Origin of the sequence: Microcoleus sp. Pol17C6 (assembly GCF_036701145.1) — a bacterium.
Taxonomy (GTDB): domain Bacteria; phylum Cyanobacteriota; class Cyanobacteriia; order Cyanobacteriales; family Microcoleaceae; genus Microcoleus.
Genome location: NZ_JAUBQH010000004.1, coordinates 54,890 through 70,294, shown reverse-complemented (window position 1 = coordinate 70,294; position 15,405 = coordinate 54,890). Strand labels below are relative to the sequence as shown.

Here is a 15,405-nt window from a genome sequence, read left to right as displayed (position 1 = left end):
CATTGGTCATTGGTTATTAGTCTATATGTAGGGTGCGCCGGGCCGCGCACCTTACCGCTTCAAGCAAGAAATTCCTTATTCCTTCTTCCTTCCCTCCGTTAAATCCGTTGCCGAACTTCCTTCTTCTTATGGCAGCCAAAAATCTGGAATGAATGTTTTAGTCAAACTGCGAGTAAACTGATTAATCTTTCTCCCGATTTGAATGTGCGGTTCGTCAGCTTCCACGGGAATAATTGCCGCTTTGTTGCCGATTCGGAAACGCGAAATTACCAAATTTGCCGCTTCTAAACCAGTAACATAAGCTTTTTCCTGCGACCAAGAACCGTGGCGGGTCACAACCCAATCGCCGCTCATGAATACATTATCATAACTTGTTACCGCAGGCAACAAATATTGATAGCTGCCAGGGGCAAAATGCGTCACCGCCCGCGACAGCCGAATCGCACTGCTGTCAATTACTTTGGCCTCCCGAAAAGCGGGAATGCAAATCGCTAAATCCCGCTGAACTAAGGAAACTATTTCCTCATCTTTTAGGGGAATTAATTGGTTTGCGTGATAAAAGTCAGCTTCGACAACTGTTCCCGGCTCGTCTCGAAATTCGTCGTGCAAAGCATTCAAATCAAAAAACGTCCAACCTGTAGTTGAACTAAATCCAAAACAGGCATTGGAAGGCAGCGGAATGTCAATTTTTCTGTCAAACCACAGGCGAACAGCTAACACGTCAACGGCACCCAAATTCATCGCATCCCTAAACTCTTGGCGGCTTTGCAAAGCTGGGCTGCTGCTGATAATTTTTTGCATTCCCGTGACGCCAACTGCAAAAATAACTGCATCTGCCTCAAAGGTTTCTTCGCCGCAAATAACGCCTGTGGCTCTGTTGTTGCTGTCAACAATTAAATCAGTAACTCGCCGCTGAGTCAATACTTTTGCGCCGATTTTTTCAAGGCGATCAACCCAGGGACGAAAGATTTTTTCTCCGACTGTTCCGCGACACCAAACTACATCAAAATCAGGTTGGTGTGCTAATATGAAATAATACAGCATTCCCAAAGCTGCGGCGGCAGAACATTGTTCTCCTGGTGCAAATAAACCTACTAATAACATCGGTTCAAAAGCATCGCGGTACAGTCTTGCAGAAACGCCAAACTGTTTGAACAATTCGCGGGCTGTGACGCGATCGTACCTGCGCCAAGCTTCGTCGGAATTGTCGAAATCTAGGACGGCGTAGAGTAAGGGTAAGGCTGAAAGCCGATCGACTAATGGCAGCCTTTTAAATCTGGTGTAAAGAAAGGTTCCTAACGGTGTGGGAAGGCGCGGTTCGTCCTGAAAAATCGGCGATTCTACTTCCAATCCGGCGGGTGAATACTGACAAGAACGAGTCCAAGGCGTGAAGGGATCGAGTCCTAATTGCTTGACTAAGGAAAAGATATTTTTGTAGGGATACCAGAAGCCATGAATGCCTGCTTCTACGGAACGGCCGCCGGCGGTTTTCCACCCCGCAACTAACCCACCCGGATAAGGGCCTGCTTCTAGCAGGGTGACATCATAGCCTTGCTGGGCTAGGTGATAGGTAGCGCCTAAACCGGCCCATCCTGCACCGACGACGACTATTTTTGGGGTTGACGATTCTGCTGACATTGCGTACCTCTTGATAATTTATTAATGATGACATAATTCATAAAATCCGGATTTGATATAAAATGTGTTGAATTATGTGCTAAATTTCGCTTGAGTGAATAATGAGTGTAAAAAACCGCCAGCAGACTAACCTGTTGCTGCTCTTATTTCCCGCTACGGCATGGCTGATGGTTTTCTTCATTTTGCCAGTGCTAATTGTACTGTTGTACAGTTTCTTAGAACGCGGTACTTACGGGGGCGTTACTTGGATATTTACTCTCAGCAACTACCAGCGTTTGTTCAGCGGGCTTTTCTTAGGAGTAATTGGGCGATCGCTCTGGCTGGCTTTTCTGACAACCGCCGCTTGCTTGTTAATTGGCTATCCCCTAGCATTCTTCATCGCCACCCGTTCTCGTCGCTGGCGAAATGCTTTGCTTTTGCTGGTAATTATTCCATTTTGGACTAATTTTTTAGTGAGAACCTACGCCTGGATTATACTCCTGCGTAGCGAAGGAGTAGTTAACACCGCCCTGCAAAGCTTGCAAATTATTAGCGAACCGTTAAACTTGCTTTTTACGCCTTTCGCTGTGGCGATCGGTCTTATTTACGGCTATTTACCTTTCATGGTTCTGCCTTTATATTCTAGCATAGAACGCTTCAATTTTTCATTGGTAGAAGCCGCTAACGATTTAGGGGCAAATGATATTCGCACTTTCTGGCGCGTATTTTTGCCATTAACAACTCGCGGTATTGTTGCAGGCTCTATTTTAGTTTTTGTTCCCGCCGTCGGCGCTTTCATCACACCGGATATATTGGGGGGTTCTAAAACAGTTATGGTGGGAAATTTGATTCAAAATCAGTTTATGAAAGCCCGCGACTGGCCTTTTGGGTCGGCGCTTTCTATGCTGTTGACTGTAATCATATTGATTCCGGTTTTAATTTACTTCCGTGTGTCTGATGAAACTCAATAAAGTAAGGTATAGACAAATCGTTGCAGCCTGCGTTTAGGTTAAGAGGCGCTAATGACTAATGACTACTGACTAATGCTACTGACTAATGACTAAAACAAAACTAGATTTACTCGTGCGGGCGCTCGGCAAAAAGTGGCTTTGGGTACAAGCTGCACTAGCATTTGCCTTTCTTTACTTGCCAATTCTCATCTTAATTATTTACTCCTTTAACGCCTCCAGATTCAATGCTGTTTGGCGCGGCTTTACTCTCGATTGGTACCGCAGTTTGTTTAGCAATGCAGGCGCGACGATTGCTACGAGTAGCAGTGCCGGAATCTGGACAGCACTCAACAACAGCTTGCTAATTGCAGCTATTTCGACTGTGTTAGCAACCGTTTTTGGTACAATGCTCGCGTTAGCACTCGAACGCTTTCATTTTCCGGGGCGCAAAGCAGTAGAAGCTTTACTGTTTTTGCCGATTATCATGCCCGAAATTACGATCGGCATTTCGCTGCTAGTTTTCTTTACCCTAGTATTTCGGATCGTAGAAAATCTCACGGGAATTCGCCTCAATCTCGGCTTACCTACCGTAATTATCGGTCATGTTGTCTTTAATATTTCCTTTGTGACTATTACTGTCAGGGCACGTTTGGCGGAACTCGATCCGATATTAGAACAAGCAGCTTTTGACTTAGGCGCTAACGAATGGCGGACTTTTTGGCGCATCACTTTCCCTCTAATTCTGCCCGCTATTTTCAGCGCGGCACTGCTGGCTTTTACTCTGTCGCTAGACGATTTTGTCGTGACATTCTTTACCACAGGCGTCGGTTCAGTGACTCTGCCACTATTTGTTTACGGCATGATAAAATTTGCAGTAACGCCAGCGATTAATGCCATTTCAACTTTGATGTTGTTGGCTTCCTTATTCCTGGTTTTATCATCGTTAAAAGTTCAGAAAAGTTAAAAAAAATACTTTTTGTGTCATAATTATTGTCATCTGCAACTAACACAACGTATGAAACGCCTGCTGACTTTCCTAATTTTGTTTGTGATGAGTGCAACGGTGGCTTTCGGCTGTAGCCCCACAGGTGGCAAGCAGCAGCAAGTCCTCAGCATTTACAATTATGCAAGTTATATCGCCCCAGAAGCGATCGCCCAATTCGAGAAAGAGAACAATGTTAAAATTCAATACGACACTTTTGAGAACAGCGACGCACTCTACGCCAAACTCAAACAGGGAAACCCCGGTTACGACTTAATATTTCCCGCCGATTACATGGTGAAAATCATGATCGCAGAAAATATCATTGAGCCGCTGAATTTCAACAATATTCCCAACCAAAAAAACCTAGAACCTAAGTTTGTCAATCAAAACTTTGATCCGGGCAATAAATATTCCTTGCCCTACCTGTGGGGAACAATGGGAATTGGCTACAACGTGACAACAACGAAAGGCGATATCAACAGTTGGGCGGCAATGTTCGACCAGAAATATACCGGAAAAGTCGCGTGGCAAGACGATGCCAGATACACATTTGCAGGAGTTTTAATGTATTTAGGATTTGACCCCAATACAACCAATCCCGAAGAGATTAACAAAGCCCGCGATTTGCTGATTAAAAGTAAAAATGTCATTGCCGCTTTTGTCCCGGATACTGGTCAAAATCTGCTCGATCAAGGAGAAGTAAATCTGACAATGGAATGGAGCGGCGATATTTTCCAAGTGATGACAGAAAATCCTAATATCCGTTACGCTATTCCCAAAGAAGGAACAATTATCTTCTCTGACAACATGGCAATTCCCAAAGGTGCGCCCCAGAAAGAGTTAGCGGAGAAATTTATTAACTTTATTTTGCAGCCAGAAGTAGGTGCTAAAATTGCTAATTTTACCCACTTCGGATCGCCCAACAAAGCAGCTATCGATCTAGGTTTGATCGACCCGAAAGATTTGAAAAACCCTCAAATTTACCCCCCGGCTGAGGTGTTTGACAAAATGAAATTATTGCAGGATGTCGGGAAAGCAACTGCATTGTACGATCGAGCTTGGACGGAAGTTAAAGCAGGGGCTGGAAAGTAGATATAAAACAGGTTTCTGCCGGGGCTGGTTTACTTAAATTTTGAGTGGTTTGTATTGGAGTTGCACCATCGTCAAGAACGGGCTCTCCGGTCCGTTCCACAAGAAAATTAAGTTTTGTGGAACGGGCCGGAGAGCCCGTTCCTAAACAAGTAATTGATAAGGGTGCAAGATATCAGTTTAACCGGACTCGAACTCAGATTTTTATTACTCCCAAATACTAACACAATGAACGCCGTTGAAATCCTAGACGTTTCCAAAGTATTTAAAAGTGTCCGCAGTCAAGATTTCTTAGCTGTAGATAACATCAACCTGCAAATTTACGACCGAGAATTCTTTTCTTTACTCGGCCCTTCGGGCTGCGGCAAAACTACAACTTTGCGAATGATTGCCGGTTTTGAAATTCCCACAGCGGGCGAAATTTACATTCACGGCCAACCGATGCAAAATCGCCCACCGTTTCACCGCCCAGTAAATACGGTATTTCAAAATTATGCTTTATTTCCGCACATGACACTAGCACAAAATGTCGCTTTTGGGCTGGAAATGGAGAATTTGCCTCAGAAAACAATTCGCGATCGCGTTGCTGAAGCCTTAGCATTAGTACAGTTAACCGAGGTAGGAAAACGCTATCCCCGCCAACTGTCAGGGGGACAGCAGCAGCGAGTAGCACTAGCAAGAGCATTAGTCAAACAGCCGTCTGTTTTGCTATTGGATGAACCCCTAGGAGCGCTGGATTTAAAATTGCGTAAAGAGATGCAATTAGAATTAAAAAAAATGCAGCGAAAATTGGGAATTACGTTTATTTATGTAACTCACGATCAGGAAGAAGCGCTAACGATGTCGGACAGAATTGCAGTGATGGATGGAGGAAAACTGCAACAAGTCGGCACGCCTGTTGATATTTATGAATATCCTAAAACGCGGTTTGTTGCTGATTTTATTGGCGACAGCAATTTTTTAAGTGGTCGAGTAGTAGAAAAGCAAAACAATCAAATAATAGTCTTGGTTGACCAGCAGTTGCCCGTGTTAGTGGCGACAGCAGAAGATATGCCCGCTGGGAAAGTTGTTACCCTGGTGCTGCGGCCGGAAAAAGCGGCTATTTATCCGGCTAATTATGATGATGAAAATAGCTGGCCGGGAATAGTAGAAGAGGCTATTTATATTGGCACGGACACGCGCTATACGGTGCGGTTGACTGCTAAAAGTTCGATCGCCCTTCGCCGACAAAACTTGCACAGAGATGACTTGCAGCGACACCAAGTCGGCGACAGCGTTCGAGTCGCAGTGCCGCCGGAAAGTATTTACATTGTTTGACACTCAAGCGGGCTGAAGCCACTGAGATTCTGCAGACAGAGTAAGATTAGGTAGTGTCAGAAGTCTAACTATCGCTACTGTTGTCAAGCACCGTCTAACCAGTAAGGTTAAGTCCAAGCTACATGACAGTGGAAGACTTAGTTGAGATTTTGGAAGATTGAGGGGCAGACTGAAGATGCGATTCCTTCCCGGTAGAAGATAATCTATTTCTTCCTTCTGCTTCCTCCTTCTTCCTTCGCGTCTTCGCGGTTCAATAATATAGACAGTATTGGTGCTAAACTCGCGTTTGACTTTGCAAAATTTCCTCCAACAGTCGCTCTTGACTTTTCGCAGGTTCCTTGCAAGTCAAACACTCGCAAACTAACCCGATAACACCTTCAGGCAAATCAGCCTCAATGTGACAGACAGCAGTCGGATAATACTGCGAAATTAACTCAGAAATTTGGTTTGGAGTCGTGCGAATCAGGGTAGAATGCTGATACCAGTCGATCGCCGAAAGTAGACTCGGACAAGCTTGCGGAGCATCTTGCACAATACTGCTGAAAGCTTGCAAACCTTGCTCCGCGCGATCGAGATATTCTAAATTCGGGACCAACAGTGCGAGACGAACCAAAGAGGCGATCGCAATTCCATTCGCCGCCGGAGTTGCATTATCTATATAACTGCGTTCCCGCACCAACAAATCTCCGCTAGCATCCTTAGCAGTATTGTAATATCCTCCCAATTCCACGCTCCACAAAAACTCATCAAACTCTTCTTGCACCTGCACAGCTTTCTCCAACCAAAACTGAGAATTCGGCAACTGTTTTCCCTCTTCCCCGTTGCTTAAAGTCAAACTCGCTTGGTGCAAATCCAACAAAGCTTTCACAAACAAAGCATAATCTTCCGACTGCGCGGTTACAGCAGATTGTCCATCATAATTCAACCGCTGAAACCGCCCATCCGTCCACTGATTGTCTAAAATAAAATTAGCAGTTGTCACAGCTAATTCCAGATATTCCCCATTTCCAAAAACCGCTGCAGCGCGGGCTAAACCCGAAATCATTAAGCTATTCCAAGCAGCAATCATTTTCGTGTCAGTAACGGCGGGAATTCTACCCGGCCAACTGTCGTTTTTAGCTTCTTGATTGTTGCGGGCTGGCGGAAAGGTTTTTACAGTATCGGGATTGCCACCGTAGCGAACAGCAAAGAGTTTAGCCAAAGCCGATTCTACCGTGTCGCTCAGTTTTCCTGGATGGCGGCGCTGCAATACATTTTGACCTTCAAAATTGCCGCTGCGACTAACAGTAAACTGTGCTTTAATTTCTGTTAATTCCTCAGCAGTTAACAGTTGTTCCAGTTCCGCATAAGTCCAGACATAAAATGCTCCTTCTTCCGGTTCAAGTTCTTCAGAAGTGTTAAAGCTGTCAGCATCCTGTGCGGCATAAAAATAGCCTGTTGGCGCGGTCATTTCTCGCTTCAACCATTCTACTGTCCCCGCGATCGCAGTTTCAAAAGCGGGTTCTTGTATTCCCGCGCTCCACAAATTTGCTAAATACTCAACAATTTGACCGTTGTCATAGAGCATTTTTTCAAAGTGTGGCACAGTCCAAGTCGCATCAACCGTATAGCGGTGAAATCCGCCTCCTACGTGGTCATAAATGCCGCCCAATGCTAAGTCTAATCCGCGCTGAGTGCAGACTTGTTTGCTGTCGTGTTTTGATTCAAAATTAAATCGCGTTCCCCGCAGAGCTAGCTCAGCATAAGGTATCATCGGAAAACTGGGGCTGGGGTTGTGGCCGGCAACAATTCCGGTGTTGAGTTCTAAGCCTTTTTGAAAGAGTTCGCGATTTAATTCGGCGGTTACTCCTGACAGCGCTGCTGACTGTTGGAGGTTGCCTAAAATCTCTGCTTTGAAGGCTTCTACTTTGCCTTTTTCTGTGTCGTAAAAGCGGCTAATTGCTTGCAAAACTTCTAAAAATCCCGGCCGTCCATAGCGCGGTTCTACAGGGAAATAAGTGCCTCCGTAGAAGGGAACTCGCTCGTCTGGAGTGAGAAAAACGTTGAGCGGCCAACCGCCTTGACCGGTCATCATTTGCAAGGTTTGCATATAAATGCTGTCGATATCCGGGCGTTCTTCACGATCGACTTTTATCGGTATAAAATGCGAATTCATGTATTCGGCGATCGCGCCATCGGAAAATGCTTCTCCTTCCATCACCGTACACCAGTGGCAGCTAGAGTAGCCAATTGACAGGAAAATCGGTTTATTTTCGCTTCGGGCTGTTTCTAGGGCTTCGTCGCACCAAGGCCACCAGTCGATCGGATTTTCGGCGTGTTTCCGCAGGTAAAGGCTTTGGGATTGAGCAAGACGGTTGACCATAATCAAATCCACTTTAACTCGTGCTGAGTAAGCTTGTCAGTTCTCTAGCAGTTTAGCGCGAGATGTTTTAGTTGAGTTGTTGCTGATAATTATGTTTTAATATTAAGGCTGATTATCTCGATTTAATATGAGCTTATCATCTCGGAGAACCTTCAATCAACAGCTAGGGCAATTTTTGCTGAGTGCTGCTGTTCCTCCTGCTGTTATCAAACTGATCCAAACTGAATCCTCGGAACCCGCTTTATTAGAAACTAATCTTAACAATTTTCTGGCTAAAGCAGACCCTGAAATAGAATTATTAGTTCCGACATTTTTAGGGAACGACAAGCGTCGGTTCTACGGCAGAGGTGTTCCGAAAAGTTTGAAGTTTATCGACAAATTTCAACTCGGCAGTGGCAGGACTTTTCTGGGAAAGCGGTCTGTAGTTTGGAGCGGTGCCGGTTGGACTGGACAGCCGACAATTACCAGAGACGGGGGAAAAACTTATTTAATTATAGGTGCTTATGACCACAACTTGCGAAAAATAGATATTGCTACCAATAAAGAAGTTTGGCGCTATAAATTTGATGATATAATCAAAGGCTCCTCAACGATTTATATCGATGAAAAAGCTAGCGCCGAAAACAGAATTGTGATTTTGCAGGGAAGCCGCAGTGGTGGCGGTGGCAAAAGTGTCGTGCCGAGTTTTAGGGCAATATCTTTTAGAACTGGCAAGGAACTTTGGAAATTGGACATCAGGAGAACCCCCAGCTACAGCCGAGATAATGACAGCAGCGCTTTGGACATTGGCGGTGGCGTTTTGTTCAATGCGGGGGAAAATGCGATCGGCTATTTTCTCGATAGTTCCACAAGCAATGCAAAAATCAAACAAGGCATCAAGCAGCCAAATATCTTGTCGGAAGTACAGCTTTATGCAGCAGCAGATATCAGCAAGCACCGCGGCAACTTGGTAGCGGAATCATCGCCATCAAGGCTCAAAGATAGAATTTTTATAGCTGCTGGTTCCGGTCATATTTACGGTATTAGCATTGAAACTAAAAAGATAGTCTGGGATTTCTATACAGGTTCAGATTTGGATGGAAGTGCTGTAATTTCTAAATCAGGTAAACTATTCTGTGCCATTGAAAAACAATACATTCAGGGCAACGGCGGAGTGCTGAAGCTGAATCCAAATAAAGAACCGAATGCCAGTGTTGAATGGTTTTTGCCGACTGGAAATCGCCGAGTTTCTAGCTGGGAAGGCGGGATAATTGGCTCGGTGGCGTTGAATGACGAGTACAATTCAGGGGAGTTTCCGGCGCTGTTTGCCACAAATGCACTCGACGGCAATTTGTACATCGGTTCCCAAGATATGATTACAGGTAAAAAAACTTCTGTGCCTTGGCTAAACCAGTCTTACGATACTCCGGTAATAGTATTTAAAAAAGCGATTGGTTCTTCAATTTCGACTCCGATTTTTACCGATGGCAATAAACTGATCAGTGCGGGATACAACGGTGTTTATTTGTTCAATTTGAATTGGGAACGAGCGAAGTCGGGGGATCAGAATGCTTTGAAAAATGCTAAAGGGGAGTTTTACCGTTTGAAAGTAATAGAATCGGGGAGATTTAAGCCGGGTTTGTCATTTGAGGCGACGCCTGTAGTTTGGGACGGAATTGTGAGGATTTGCGCGAGGGATGGCTGGATGTATACTTTGGGGTGAACTACCTACAGTCTTGGCGACTGTCGGAAGTGCGATCGCATCCTCATTTTCTAGATGTTGAAATCCGCCAATCCCACTACCTGCAGCTTAACTGCGCTTATCGGAAACCTGTTAGAGCAATCCTCGCATCATTTGTGAATTTCTTACTCCCTCCCCTTAGTAAGGGGAGGGTTGGGATGGGGTAAAAAATTTACGACTTATTTAGGATTGATCTAGCAGCAGTGCACGAGCTTGATTGGTCGCTGTTGGTTTTATTTAGTAATGTGGGGCTTAGGATTGTGGCTGAATGCTTGGAATGTCGATCGAACTGAAGGGGAAGAGTACGAACAAGCGTTTCAGCGGTGGCTGTTGAAGAAACAGGTGGGACAGTGAAAAGCGCTTTTTATCGGTATAAAGTGCGAATTCATGTATTGGACGGCGCGATCGCAAAATGCTTCACCTTCCATCACCCTACACCAGTGGCAGCTACAGTAGCGAATTGAAAGAAAAATCGGTTTATTTTCCCTCCAGGCCCTTTCTCAGGCTTCGTCGCACCAGGCCCACCAGTCGATCGGATTTTCGGCCTGTTTTGGCAGATAAAAGGTTTGGGATTGAGCAAAACGGTTGACGATAATCAAATCCACTTGAACTTTTGCTGGGTAAGCTTGTCAGTTCTCTAGCAGTTTAGCGCGAGATGTTTTAGCTGAGTTGTTGCTGATAATCCTGTTTTCAGATGATCGCTGATCATTTATATGTCAAATTAGTCGATCGTCTCGGAGAACCTTCAATCAACGGCTGGGAAAATTTTAGCTGACTGCGACGGTTCCTCCTGCTGTCCTCAAACAGTGCCAAACTGAATCTGGGAATTGACGAGTGAGAAACCCGCTCAAACCTTGATATTTAGAGGGTTTAGGCTCTTGAAGCTCCCTCAAGAGAGTAGTAATTATCACAAGTTTATTGACAATTTTGATGGTAGCGAACGCGAACGATCGTGATTAGACCCTGAAAAAAGTCTAAAAATTAGCGATCGCACACACACATTTTTTTGATGACAAGCTACTCAAACCCTTACTGTGTCAAGTATTTCTACTTGCTTATCACCCGTTAAATCTTGGAATCGAGCTTTTTCGGAAAAATAATATTAACCAATTTTTAGCGAAAGCAGACCCAGAAATAGAATTATTAGTCCCAACATTTTTAGATAACGACCACCGCGCCTTCTACGGTAGACGCAGGACAGTTTCATTCTCTTGTAGGGGCAGCAAAGAGTGGCTGCCCCAATCCCACCAAATGCCTAACAAATCCTGGATGGGTCGGGTCGGCATTCTGGGCACGACCCGTACAAAAAGCTGGTTTCCGTGAGAATGAAACAGCCCTGACGGTAGAGGTGTTCCGAAAACTATGTCCCAGAAAGTCGAGTCGTCCCTTTACTGGGCCAAAGTTCCGGCGTCACAGATAATAACGACCACCGAAACCATTGGTCTCTAAACTTAGATGTTGCACCATGATCAACAAGCCTGTTTTGGGCGGCCTCTCCTGCCCAACCCCTACTCCCCACAAGAAAACTCATTCTTTGTGGAACGGGCCGGAGAGCGGGTTCTTGATAATGGTGCAACATATAAGTCTAAATGGCGCTGGTTGCTGAATCCGAAAGCGAGAATCGACGCACCGAATATGCTCCAAGATTTTGTCCTGAGTTATAGTCCAGATTCCGCAGCTTCAACTGTCACCATCGGTTATTACCTATTTTTACCCAGCAATCAAGCTATCACTTAAACTTTTCTACCGTACATTAACGGATAAAACACTTTTTAAGAGCATAAATCAGAGCTTTTAAACACATTGATCAGTAATTATGCTGTGTGAAAACCCAGGTTAGGAAGGTGGGTTATAGCTTTTTGAAATAGAAAAAAGTCAGGAGTAAAATCCGGCTGGCAGCACCCCTATTTTTTGATGCACGCCATAGGAAAGAGCTAGCTAGAAGCCATCAATTTAGGCATTTTGCCTAAATCCAATCAGCGTATTCTCAATCTTCATCGAATCTTTATCAAACCTACTTGCATTAACTTGTGCTTCGGTTTACATTGAATATGTGAAGGAAAAAAACCTGCTTCCAGTCAACTTAAAAAAATAACGGTGTCAACCATGAAATTCCAATTAAACTTAGTCAAATCTATTTTAGCTGTTGCCGGTGTCGCCGCTGTTAGTGCAGTCTCCGCAGCACCTGCCTCCGCCATCGGCTTTGGCTTTAGTAATATCACTGGTGGGGCTACGAGTGGAGATGCTTATGCTAGCAAGTTTAGCTTTGATGTCACAGATGGTGGAGCAAATAACGTTCTTTTCAAGATTGCAAATAACACATCAGTAGCCAGCATATTTATTGGTTCAGTTTACTTTGACACAGGTTCTAATACCAATTTATTGACCAACTTTGGCGTTAATGTTGGTAATAGCGCAGGAGTGCTTTTTAAAAATGATGGAGCTAAGAATATGTCACAAAGTAACCACCTTCAGGACGCTTGGTCTACTGATTTTTCAGCTACGAAAAGCGGTGGTCAAGGCGGTGTCGACACGGGTGAGATGTTGGGGGTGAGTTTTACTGGAAATTATGATAAGGTAGTTTCCGCGTTGACTGCTGGTACTTTGAGACTAGGGTTGCACGTCCAGGGTCTTCCTCCTCTTCCTGGTCAGTCCACTAGCGATTCTTTCGTCAGCAGCACTAGCAACACTGAAGCTACTCCTGAACCTTTAACAATGCTTGCTGCTGGAGCCGCTGTTGGTTTTGGTGCTATGTTCAAAAAGCAACGCGCTCAGGCTCAAAAAGCTGAATAGGCGATCATTTGAACTGGTTTTCGATTCGGGCTTGATGCCAAACGGATTATTTTATGTTCGAGCTAAAAACCTGGTTTCACCAAGAAACCAGGTTTCTTAGTATCTGATAGCGCGCCACCGTGAAAACCCCAGACTTGAAAGCCTATCTCAAGGGAGCATCTCATATTTGTTGTAAAAACACTTATTCTGGCTCCTTCCTTCTTCTTCTTTTCTCCTAGCTCCTGGCTCCCATTTCTAGCTTGGCTGCAAAAGTGAGATGCTCCCCATCTCAGTCAAATCCCTCTAGACAGCGCATTTAAGAACTACCGTAAGGCTGTTTCTGAAGCATTTCCGATATATACCAATCCTTGCAAAAGTCGTAAATTTTTTACCGCACCCCAACCCACCCCGAACCCGCTCTGAGGAAGAAATTCACAAATGATTTAGGATTCCTATAAAGACACTGAGATTCTTGAAAAGCAGAGAATCACCCTTGAGCATGGCTCGAACTCTAACTCGCTCAGCCGTATTTACTCAAACCTCAGTGTCACACCATGCGCGGTGCTAATTGCATCTAGTCTCAAGAAATCCAACCCTCAATGAAGCTACTTATTTTTAATTTTTGTTGATTCACTCCCTTTTTAGTATTTGCTTACAGGGGCCAAGTAAGTAAGCGCTAGGCATCCAACCAATCATTTCCAGTAGCAGTCTTTTCAATAGGTGTCCTAATGCTGAGCTATGCGTTGCCTCTGAGTCTCACCATCCATCAAATTCCAGAGTGTCTACTAACATCATCTCCCAGATTTACGGCTTTTAAAATCCCCCTAGTCCTTTCCGTAGGAGGGGTTCAATCTACTGAGTTGTCCACCTCCCCTACTATTTTTATGATATGATCTAACAAGAGTCTGGACTGTTTTTAGTTCCTAGTCTGAAACCCGGGATTTTCCGTTGGTACTTCGATTGCCGAATCGCCGGGAAACCCTTATTCTAGGGTTTGCAATCAAAAACTGTCCCCAGTATGGCTCTCCTCAATCAACTAATAACTAATATCTAAAATGTTCAAGAGAAAACTTTTTTGGCTCATCATTATCGCCACAGCTTTAGTAACTCTGAATATGACACTCCTGTGGAAACTGGGGGATGTTGCTCATTTTTGGATGAGTATAGTTTTTTGGTTCGCTGTGGGTTCCCTGCTTTGGGACAACCACCATCTTCTCAAACAGAGTGAGATAAAAAGTGACTTATTATCGACAGTAGCAGGGACGCTATTAATAGCTTTTATTTTATTTAAAAGTGCTGGGGTTTCCAGTAAATTCGATCCTTTTTTAAGACTTGCACCTTTTTTGTCGGGTTTAGGTTTGAGCCTAATTGCGGTAGGTTTTCAGAACTTAAAACTATATTGGCGTGAATTGGTAATACTATTTTTTCATGGCACCCCCAGTGTCCTTACGTTACCTTTAGTGGATTTTGTTACCTCGCTTACTGCTAAATTTGCTTATTATTCTTTGTGGTATGTCGGTTTTGATGTAACACGTGACGGTAATTATGTTGCTTTACCGACAGGAAGGGTGTTGGTAAATGGGGGTTGTTCGGGTATAGAGGCAATGAATTATTTATTAGGTTTAGCTGTAGTTTGTTTGTTGATGTTTCCTACTAAACAAAATAAGGCTTTGGTAATAGGTGTCGCTGTCATTTGTGGTTTTATTATTAATGTTTTTCGAGTGGCGGGAATGGCATTGTTAGTTGCATCTCATCGCCTAGATTTGTTTAAATATTGGCATGAGGGTGAAGGTTCTTTAGTAGTGGGAATGCTTGCGGTGGTGTTGTTTGGGCTCTTTTATCAATTTATGTTGAAACGAGATAGCAAACTTAGTCAAAGTTCGGGAAATTAATTAGTTGCACTTTGAGGAAATATATGGGTTCTTCGATTTCCCCTCCCATAGTCAGGAGTCTCGCTCACTCAAATCTCCGGGTGTTGAAATCCGCCAATGTCACTACCTGTCGTTTAACGGCGTCTATATCTATCATAGAAAGGATGTCAGAAATTATAGGAAACCTGTTATGGCGACAAATGAAAGTCAAATAAATCAAATTTACGGTTCAGAGGATGCTCAAGGTATTTTACAGCTTGCGATCGCGCGGCGACAGGATGAGGGGGAATTATCCAGAGTGCAGCTTTTCGAGATTGCAGCGGAATTGGGCATTTCCGAACAGGATATTGTAGCGGCGGAACAGCAATGGTTAGCAACTAGAGGAGAATTTCAAGAAAAGCTGGTTTTTAACACTTTCCGTCGTCGCAAATTGCAGAAAAATGTAACAAAGTACGGCATTATCAATACTTTTTTAGTTTTGTTTAATCTAGCAGGAGCGCACGAGCTTTCTTGGTCACTGTTCATTTTACTAACGTGGGGATTGGGATTGTCGCTAAATGCTTGGAATGTTTATCAAACTGAAGGAGAAGATTACGAAAAAGCGTTTCAGCGGTGGCGGTTGAAGAAACAAGTCGGAGAGTCTATTGGTACTGCGACGAATAAGTTTATGAAGTGGTTGCAGTCGTGATTTTCTCTTAAGAAAAAAGCGATCGCTTTTTCTT

The 15,405-nt window shown here is 44.2% G+C and carries 11 protein-coding genes and 1 pseudogene; 9 read left to right on the top strand and 3 right to left on the bottom strand.

Features of this window, described 5'->3' with window-relative positions; genetic code table 11:
* Nucleotides 1-126: 126 nt before the first annotated feature.
* Nucleotides 127-1,638 carry an FAD-dependent oxidoreductase gene (locus QUA25_RS03455; RefSeq protein ID WP_333035605.1) on the bottom strand — a complete coding sequence of 504 codons (1,512 nt, stop codon included), beginning with the start codon at nucleotides 1,636-1,638 and terminating at the stop codon, nucleotides 127-129.
* Nucleotides 1,639-1,739: 101 nt separating this feature from the next.
* Here QUA25_RS03455 and QUA25_RS03450 point away from each other — a divergent pair, with 101 nt between their 5' ends.
* The 4 genes from QUA25_RS03450 to QUA25_RS03435 all read left to right on the top strand — a co-directional run bounded on the left by QUA25_RS03450 (nucleotide 1,740) and on the right by QUA25_RS03435 (nucleotide 5,958).
* Nucleotides 1,740-2,588 (top strand): ABC transporter permease, encoded by an 849-nt coding sequence (locus QUA25_RS03450; protein ID WP_333035603.1) that lies wholly within the window; start codon nucleotides 1,740-1,742, stop codon nucleotides 2,586-2,588.
* Nucleotides 2,589-2,673: 85 nt separating this feature from the next.
* Complete coding sequence (locus tag QUA25_RS03445) at nucleotides 2,674-3,531, top strand: ABC transporter permease (RefSeq protein WP_333035601.1); 858 nt, start codon at nucleotides 2,674-2,676, stop codon at nucleotides 3,529-3,531.
* A gap of 51 nt (nucleotides 3,532-3,582) precedes the next feature.
* Nucleotides 3,583-4,644 (top strand): spermidine/putrescine ABC transporter substrate-binding protein, encoded by a 1,062-nt coding sequence (locus QUA25_RS03440; protein ID WP_333035600.1) that lies wholly within the window; start codon nucleotides 3,583-3,585, stop codon nucleotides 4,642-4,644.
* A gap of 225 nt (nucleotides 4,645-4,869) precedes the next feature.
* Nucleotides 4,870-5,958 carry an ABC transporter ATP-binding protein gene (locus tag QUA25_RS03435; RefSeq protein WP_333035598.1) on the top strand — a complete coding sequence of 363 codons (1,089 nt, stop codon included), beginning with the start codon at nucleotides 4,870-4,872 and terminating at the stop codon, nucleotides 5,956-5,958.
* 274 nt (nucleotides 5,959-6,232) lie between these two features.
* Here QUA25_RS03435 and QUA25_RS03430 read toward each other — a convergent pair whose 3' ends face one another.
* The gene (locus QUA25_RS03430; RefSeq protein WP_333035596.1) at nucleotides 6,233-8,320 is read right to left on the bottom strand and encodes a thioredoxin domain-containing protein; all 2,088 of its coding nucleotides are present in this window, start codon (nucleotides 8,318-8,320) and stop codon (nucleotides 6,233-6,235) included.
* A gap of 127 nt (nucleotides 8,321-8,447) precedes the next feature.
* Here QUA25_RS03430 and QUA25_RS03425 point away from each other — a divergent pair, with 127 nt between their 5' ends.
* Nucleotides 8,448-10,022, top strand: a complete 1,575-nt coding sequence (locus QUA25_RS03425) for an outer membrane protein assembly factor BamB family protein (RefSeq protein WP_333035594.1) — start codon at nucleotides 8,448-8,450, stop codon at nucleotides 10,020-10,022.
* 380 nt (nucleotides 10,023-10,402) lie between these two features.
* Here QUA25_RS03425 and QUA25_RS03420 read toward each other — a convergent pair.
* Nucleotides 10,403-10,633: pseudogene (locus QUA25_RS03420) on the bottom strand (DUF255 domain-containing protein); the annotation flags it as partial.
* An 862-nt stretch (nucleotides 10,634-11,495) separates the two neighbouring features.
* Between QUA25_RS03420 and QUA25_RS03415 the strand changes: the two are divergent.
* From QUA25_RS03415 to QUA25_RS03400, 4 genes are all read left to right on the top strand, one after another.
* Nucleotides 11,496-11,777 carry a hypothetical protein gene (locus tag QUA25_RS03415; RefSeq protein ID WP_333035593.1) on the top strand — a complete coding sequence of 94 codons (282 nt, stop codon included), beginning with the start codon at nucleotides 11,496-11,498 and terminating at the stop codon, nucleotides 11,775-11,777.
* A 369-nt stretch (nucleotides 11,778-12,146) separates the two neighbouring features.
* Nucleotides 12,147-12,833 carry a PEP-CTERM sorting domain-containing protein gene (locus QUA25_RS03410; RefSeq protein ID WP_333035591.1) on the top strand — a complete coding sequence of 229 codons (687 nt, stop codon included), beginning with the start codon at nucleotides 12,147-12,149 and terminating at the stop codon, nucleotides 12,831-12,833.
* 1,034 nt (nucleotides 12,834-13,867) lie between these two features.
* The gene (crtA, locus tag QUA25_RS03405; protein ID WP_333035589.1) at nucleotides 13,868-14,704 is read left to right on the top strand and encodes a cyanoexosortase A; all 837 of its coding nucleotides are present in this window, start codon (nucleotides 13,868-13,870) and stop codon (nucleotides 14,702-14,704) included.
* A gap of 169 nt (nucleotides 14,705-14,873) precedes the next feature.
* Nucleotides 14,874-15,371, top strand: coding sequence for a 2TM domain-containing protein (locus QUA25_RS03400; protein WP_333035588.1), 498 nt, complete (start codon nucleotides 14,874-14,876; stop codon nucleotides 15,369-15,371).
* Nucleotides 15,372-15,405 lie beyond the last annotated feature (34 nt).

What these genes read in the sequence shown, in the direction of transcription:
- QUA25_RS03455 (WP_333035605.1), bottom strand. Translation starts at nt 1,638, where the DNA reads ATGTCAGCAGAATCGTCAACCCCAAAAATAGTCGTCGTCGGTGCAGGA.
- QUA25_RS03450 (WP_333035603.1), top strand. Translation starts at nt 1,740, where the DNA reads ATGAGTGTAAAAAACCGCCAGCAGACTAACCTGTTGCTGCTCTTATTT.
- QUA25_RS03445 (WP_333035601.1), top strand. Translation starts at nt 2,674, where the DNA reads ATGACTAAAACAAAACTAGATTTACTCGTGCGGGCGCTCGGCAAAAAG.
- QUA25_RS03440 (WP_333035600.1), top strand. Translation starts at nt 3,583, where the DNA reads ATGAAACGCCTGCTGACTTTCCTAATTTTGTTTGTGATGAGTGCAACG.
- QUA25_RS03435 (WP_333035598.1), top strand. Translation starts at nt 4,870, where the DNA reads ATGAACGCCGTTGAAATCCTAGACGTTTCCAAAGTATTTAAAAGTGTC.
- QUA25_RS03430 (WP_333035596.1), bottom strand. Translation starts at nt 8,320, where the DNA reads ATGGTCAACCGTCTTGCTCAATCCCAAAGCCTTTACCTGCGGAAACAC.
- QUA25_RS03425 (WP_333035594.1), top strand. Translation starts at nt 8,448, where the DNA reads ATGAGCTTATCATCTCGGAGAACCTTCAATCAACAGCTAGGGCAATTT.
- QUA25_RS03415 (WP_333035593.1), top strand. Translation starts at nt 11,496, where the DNA reads ATGTTGCACCATGATCAACAAGCCTGTTTTGGGCGGCCTCTCCTGCCC.
- QUA25_RS03410 (WP_333035591.1), top strand. Translation starts at nt 12,147, where the DNA reads ATGAAATTCCAATTAAACTTAGTCAAATCTATTTTAGCTGTTGCCGGT.
- crtA (WP_333035589.1), top strand. Translation starts at nt 13,868, where the DNA reads ATGTTCAAGAGAAAACTTTTTTGGCTCATCATTATCGCCACAGCTTTA.
- QUA25_RS03400 (WP_333035588.1), top strand. Translation starts at nt 14,874, where the DNA reads ATGGCGACAAATGAAAGTCAAATAAATCAAATTTACGGTTCAGAGGAT.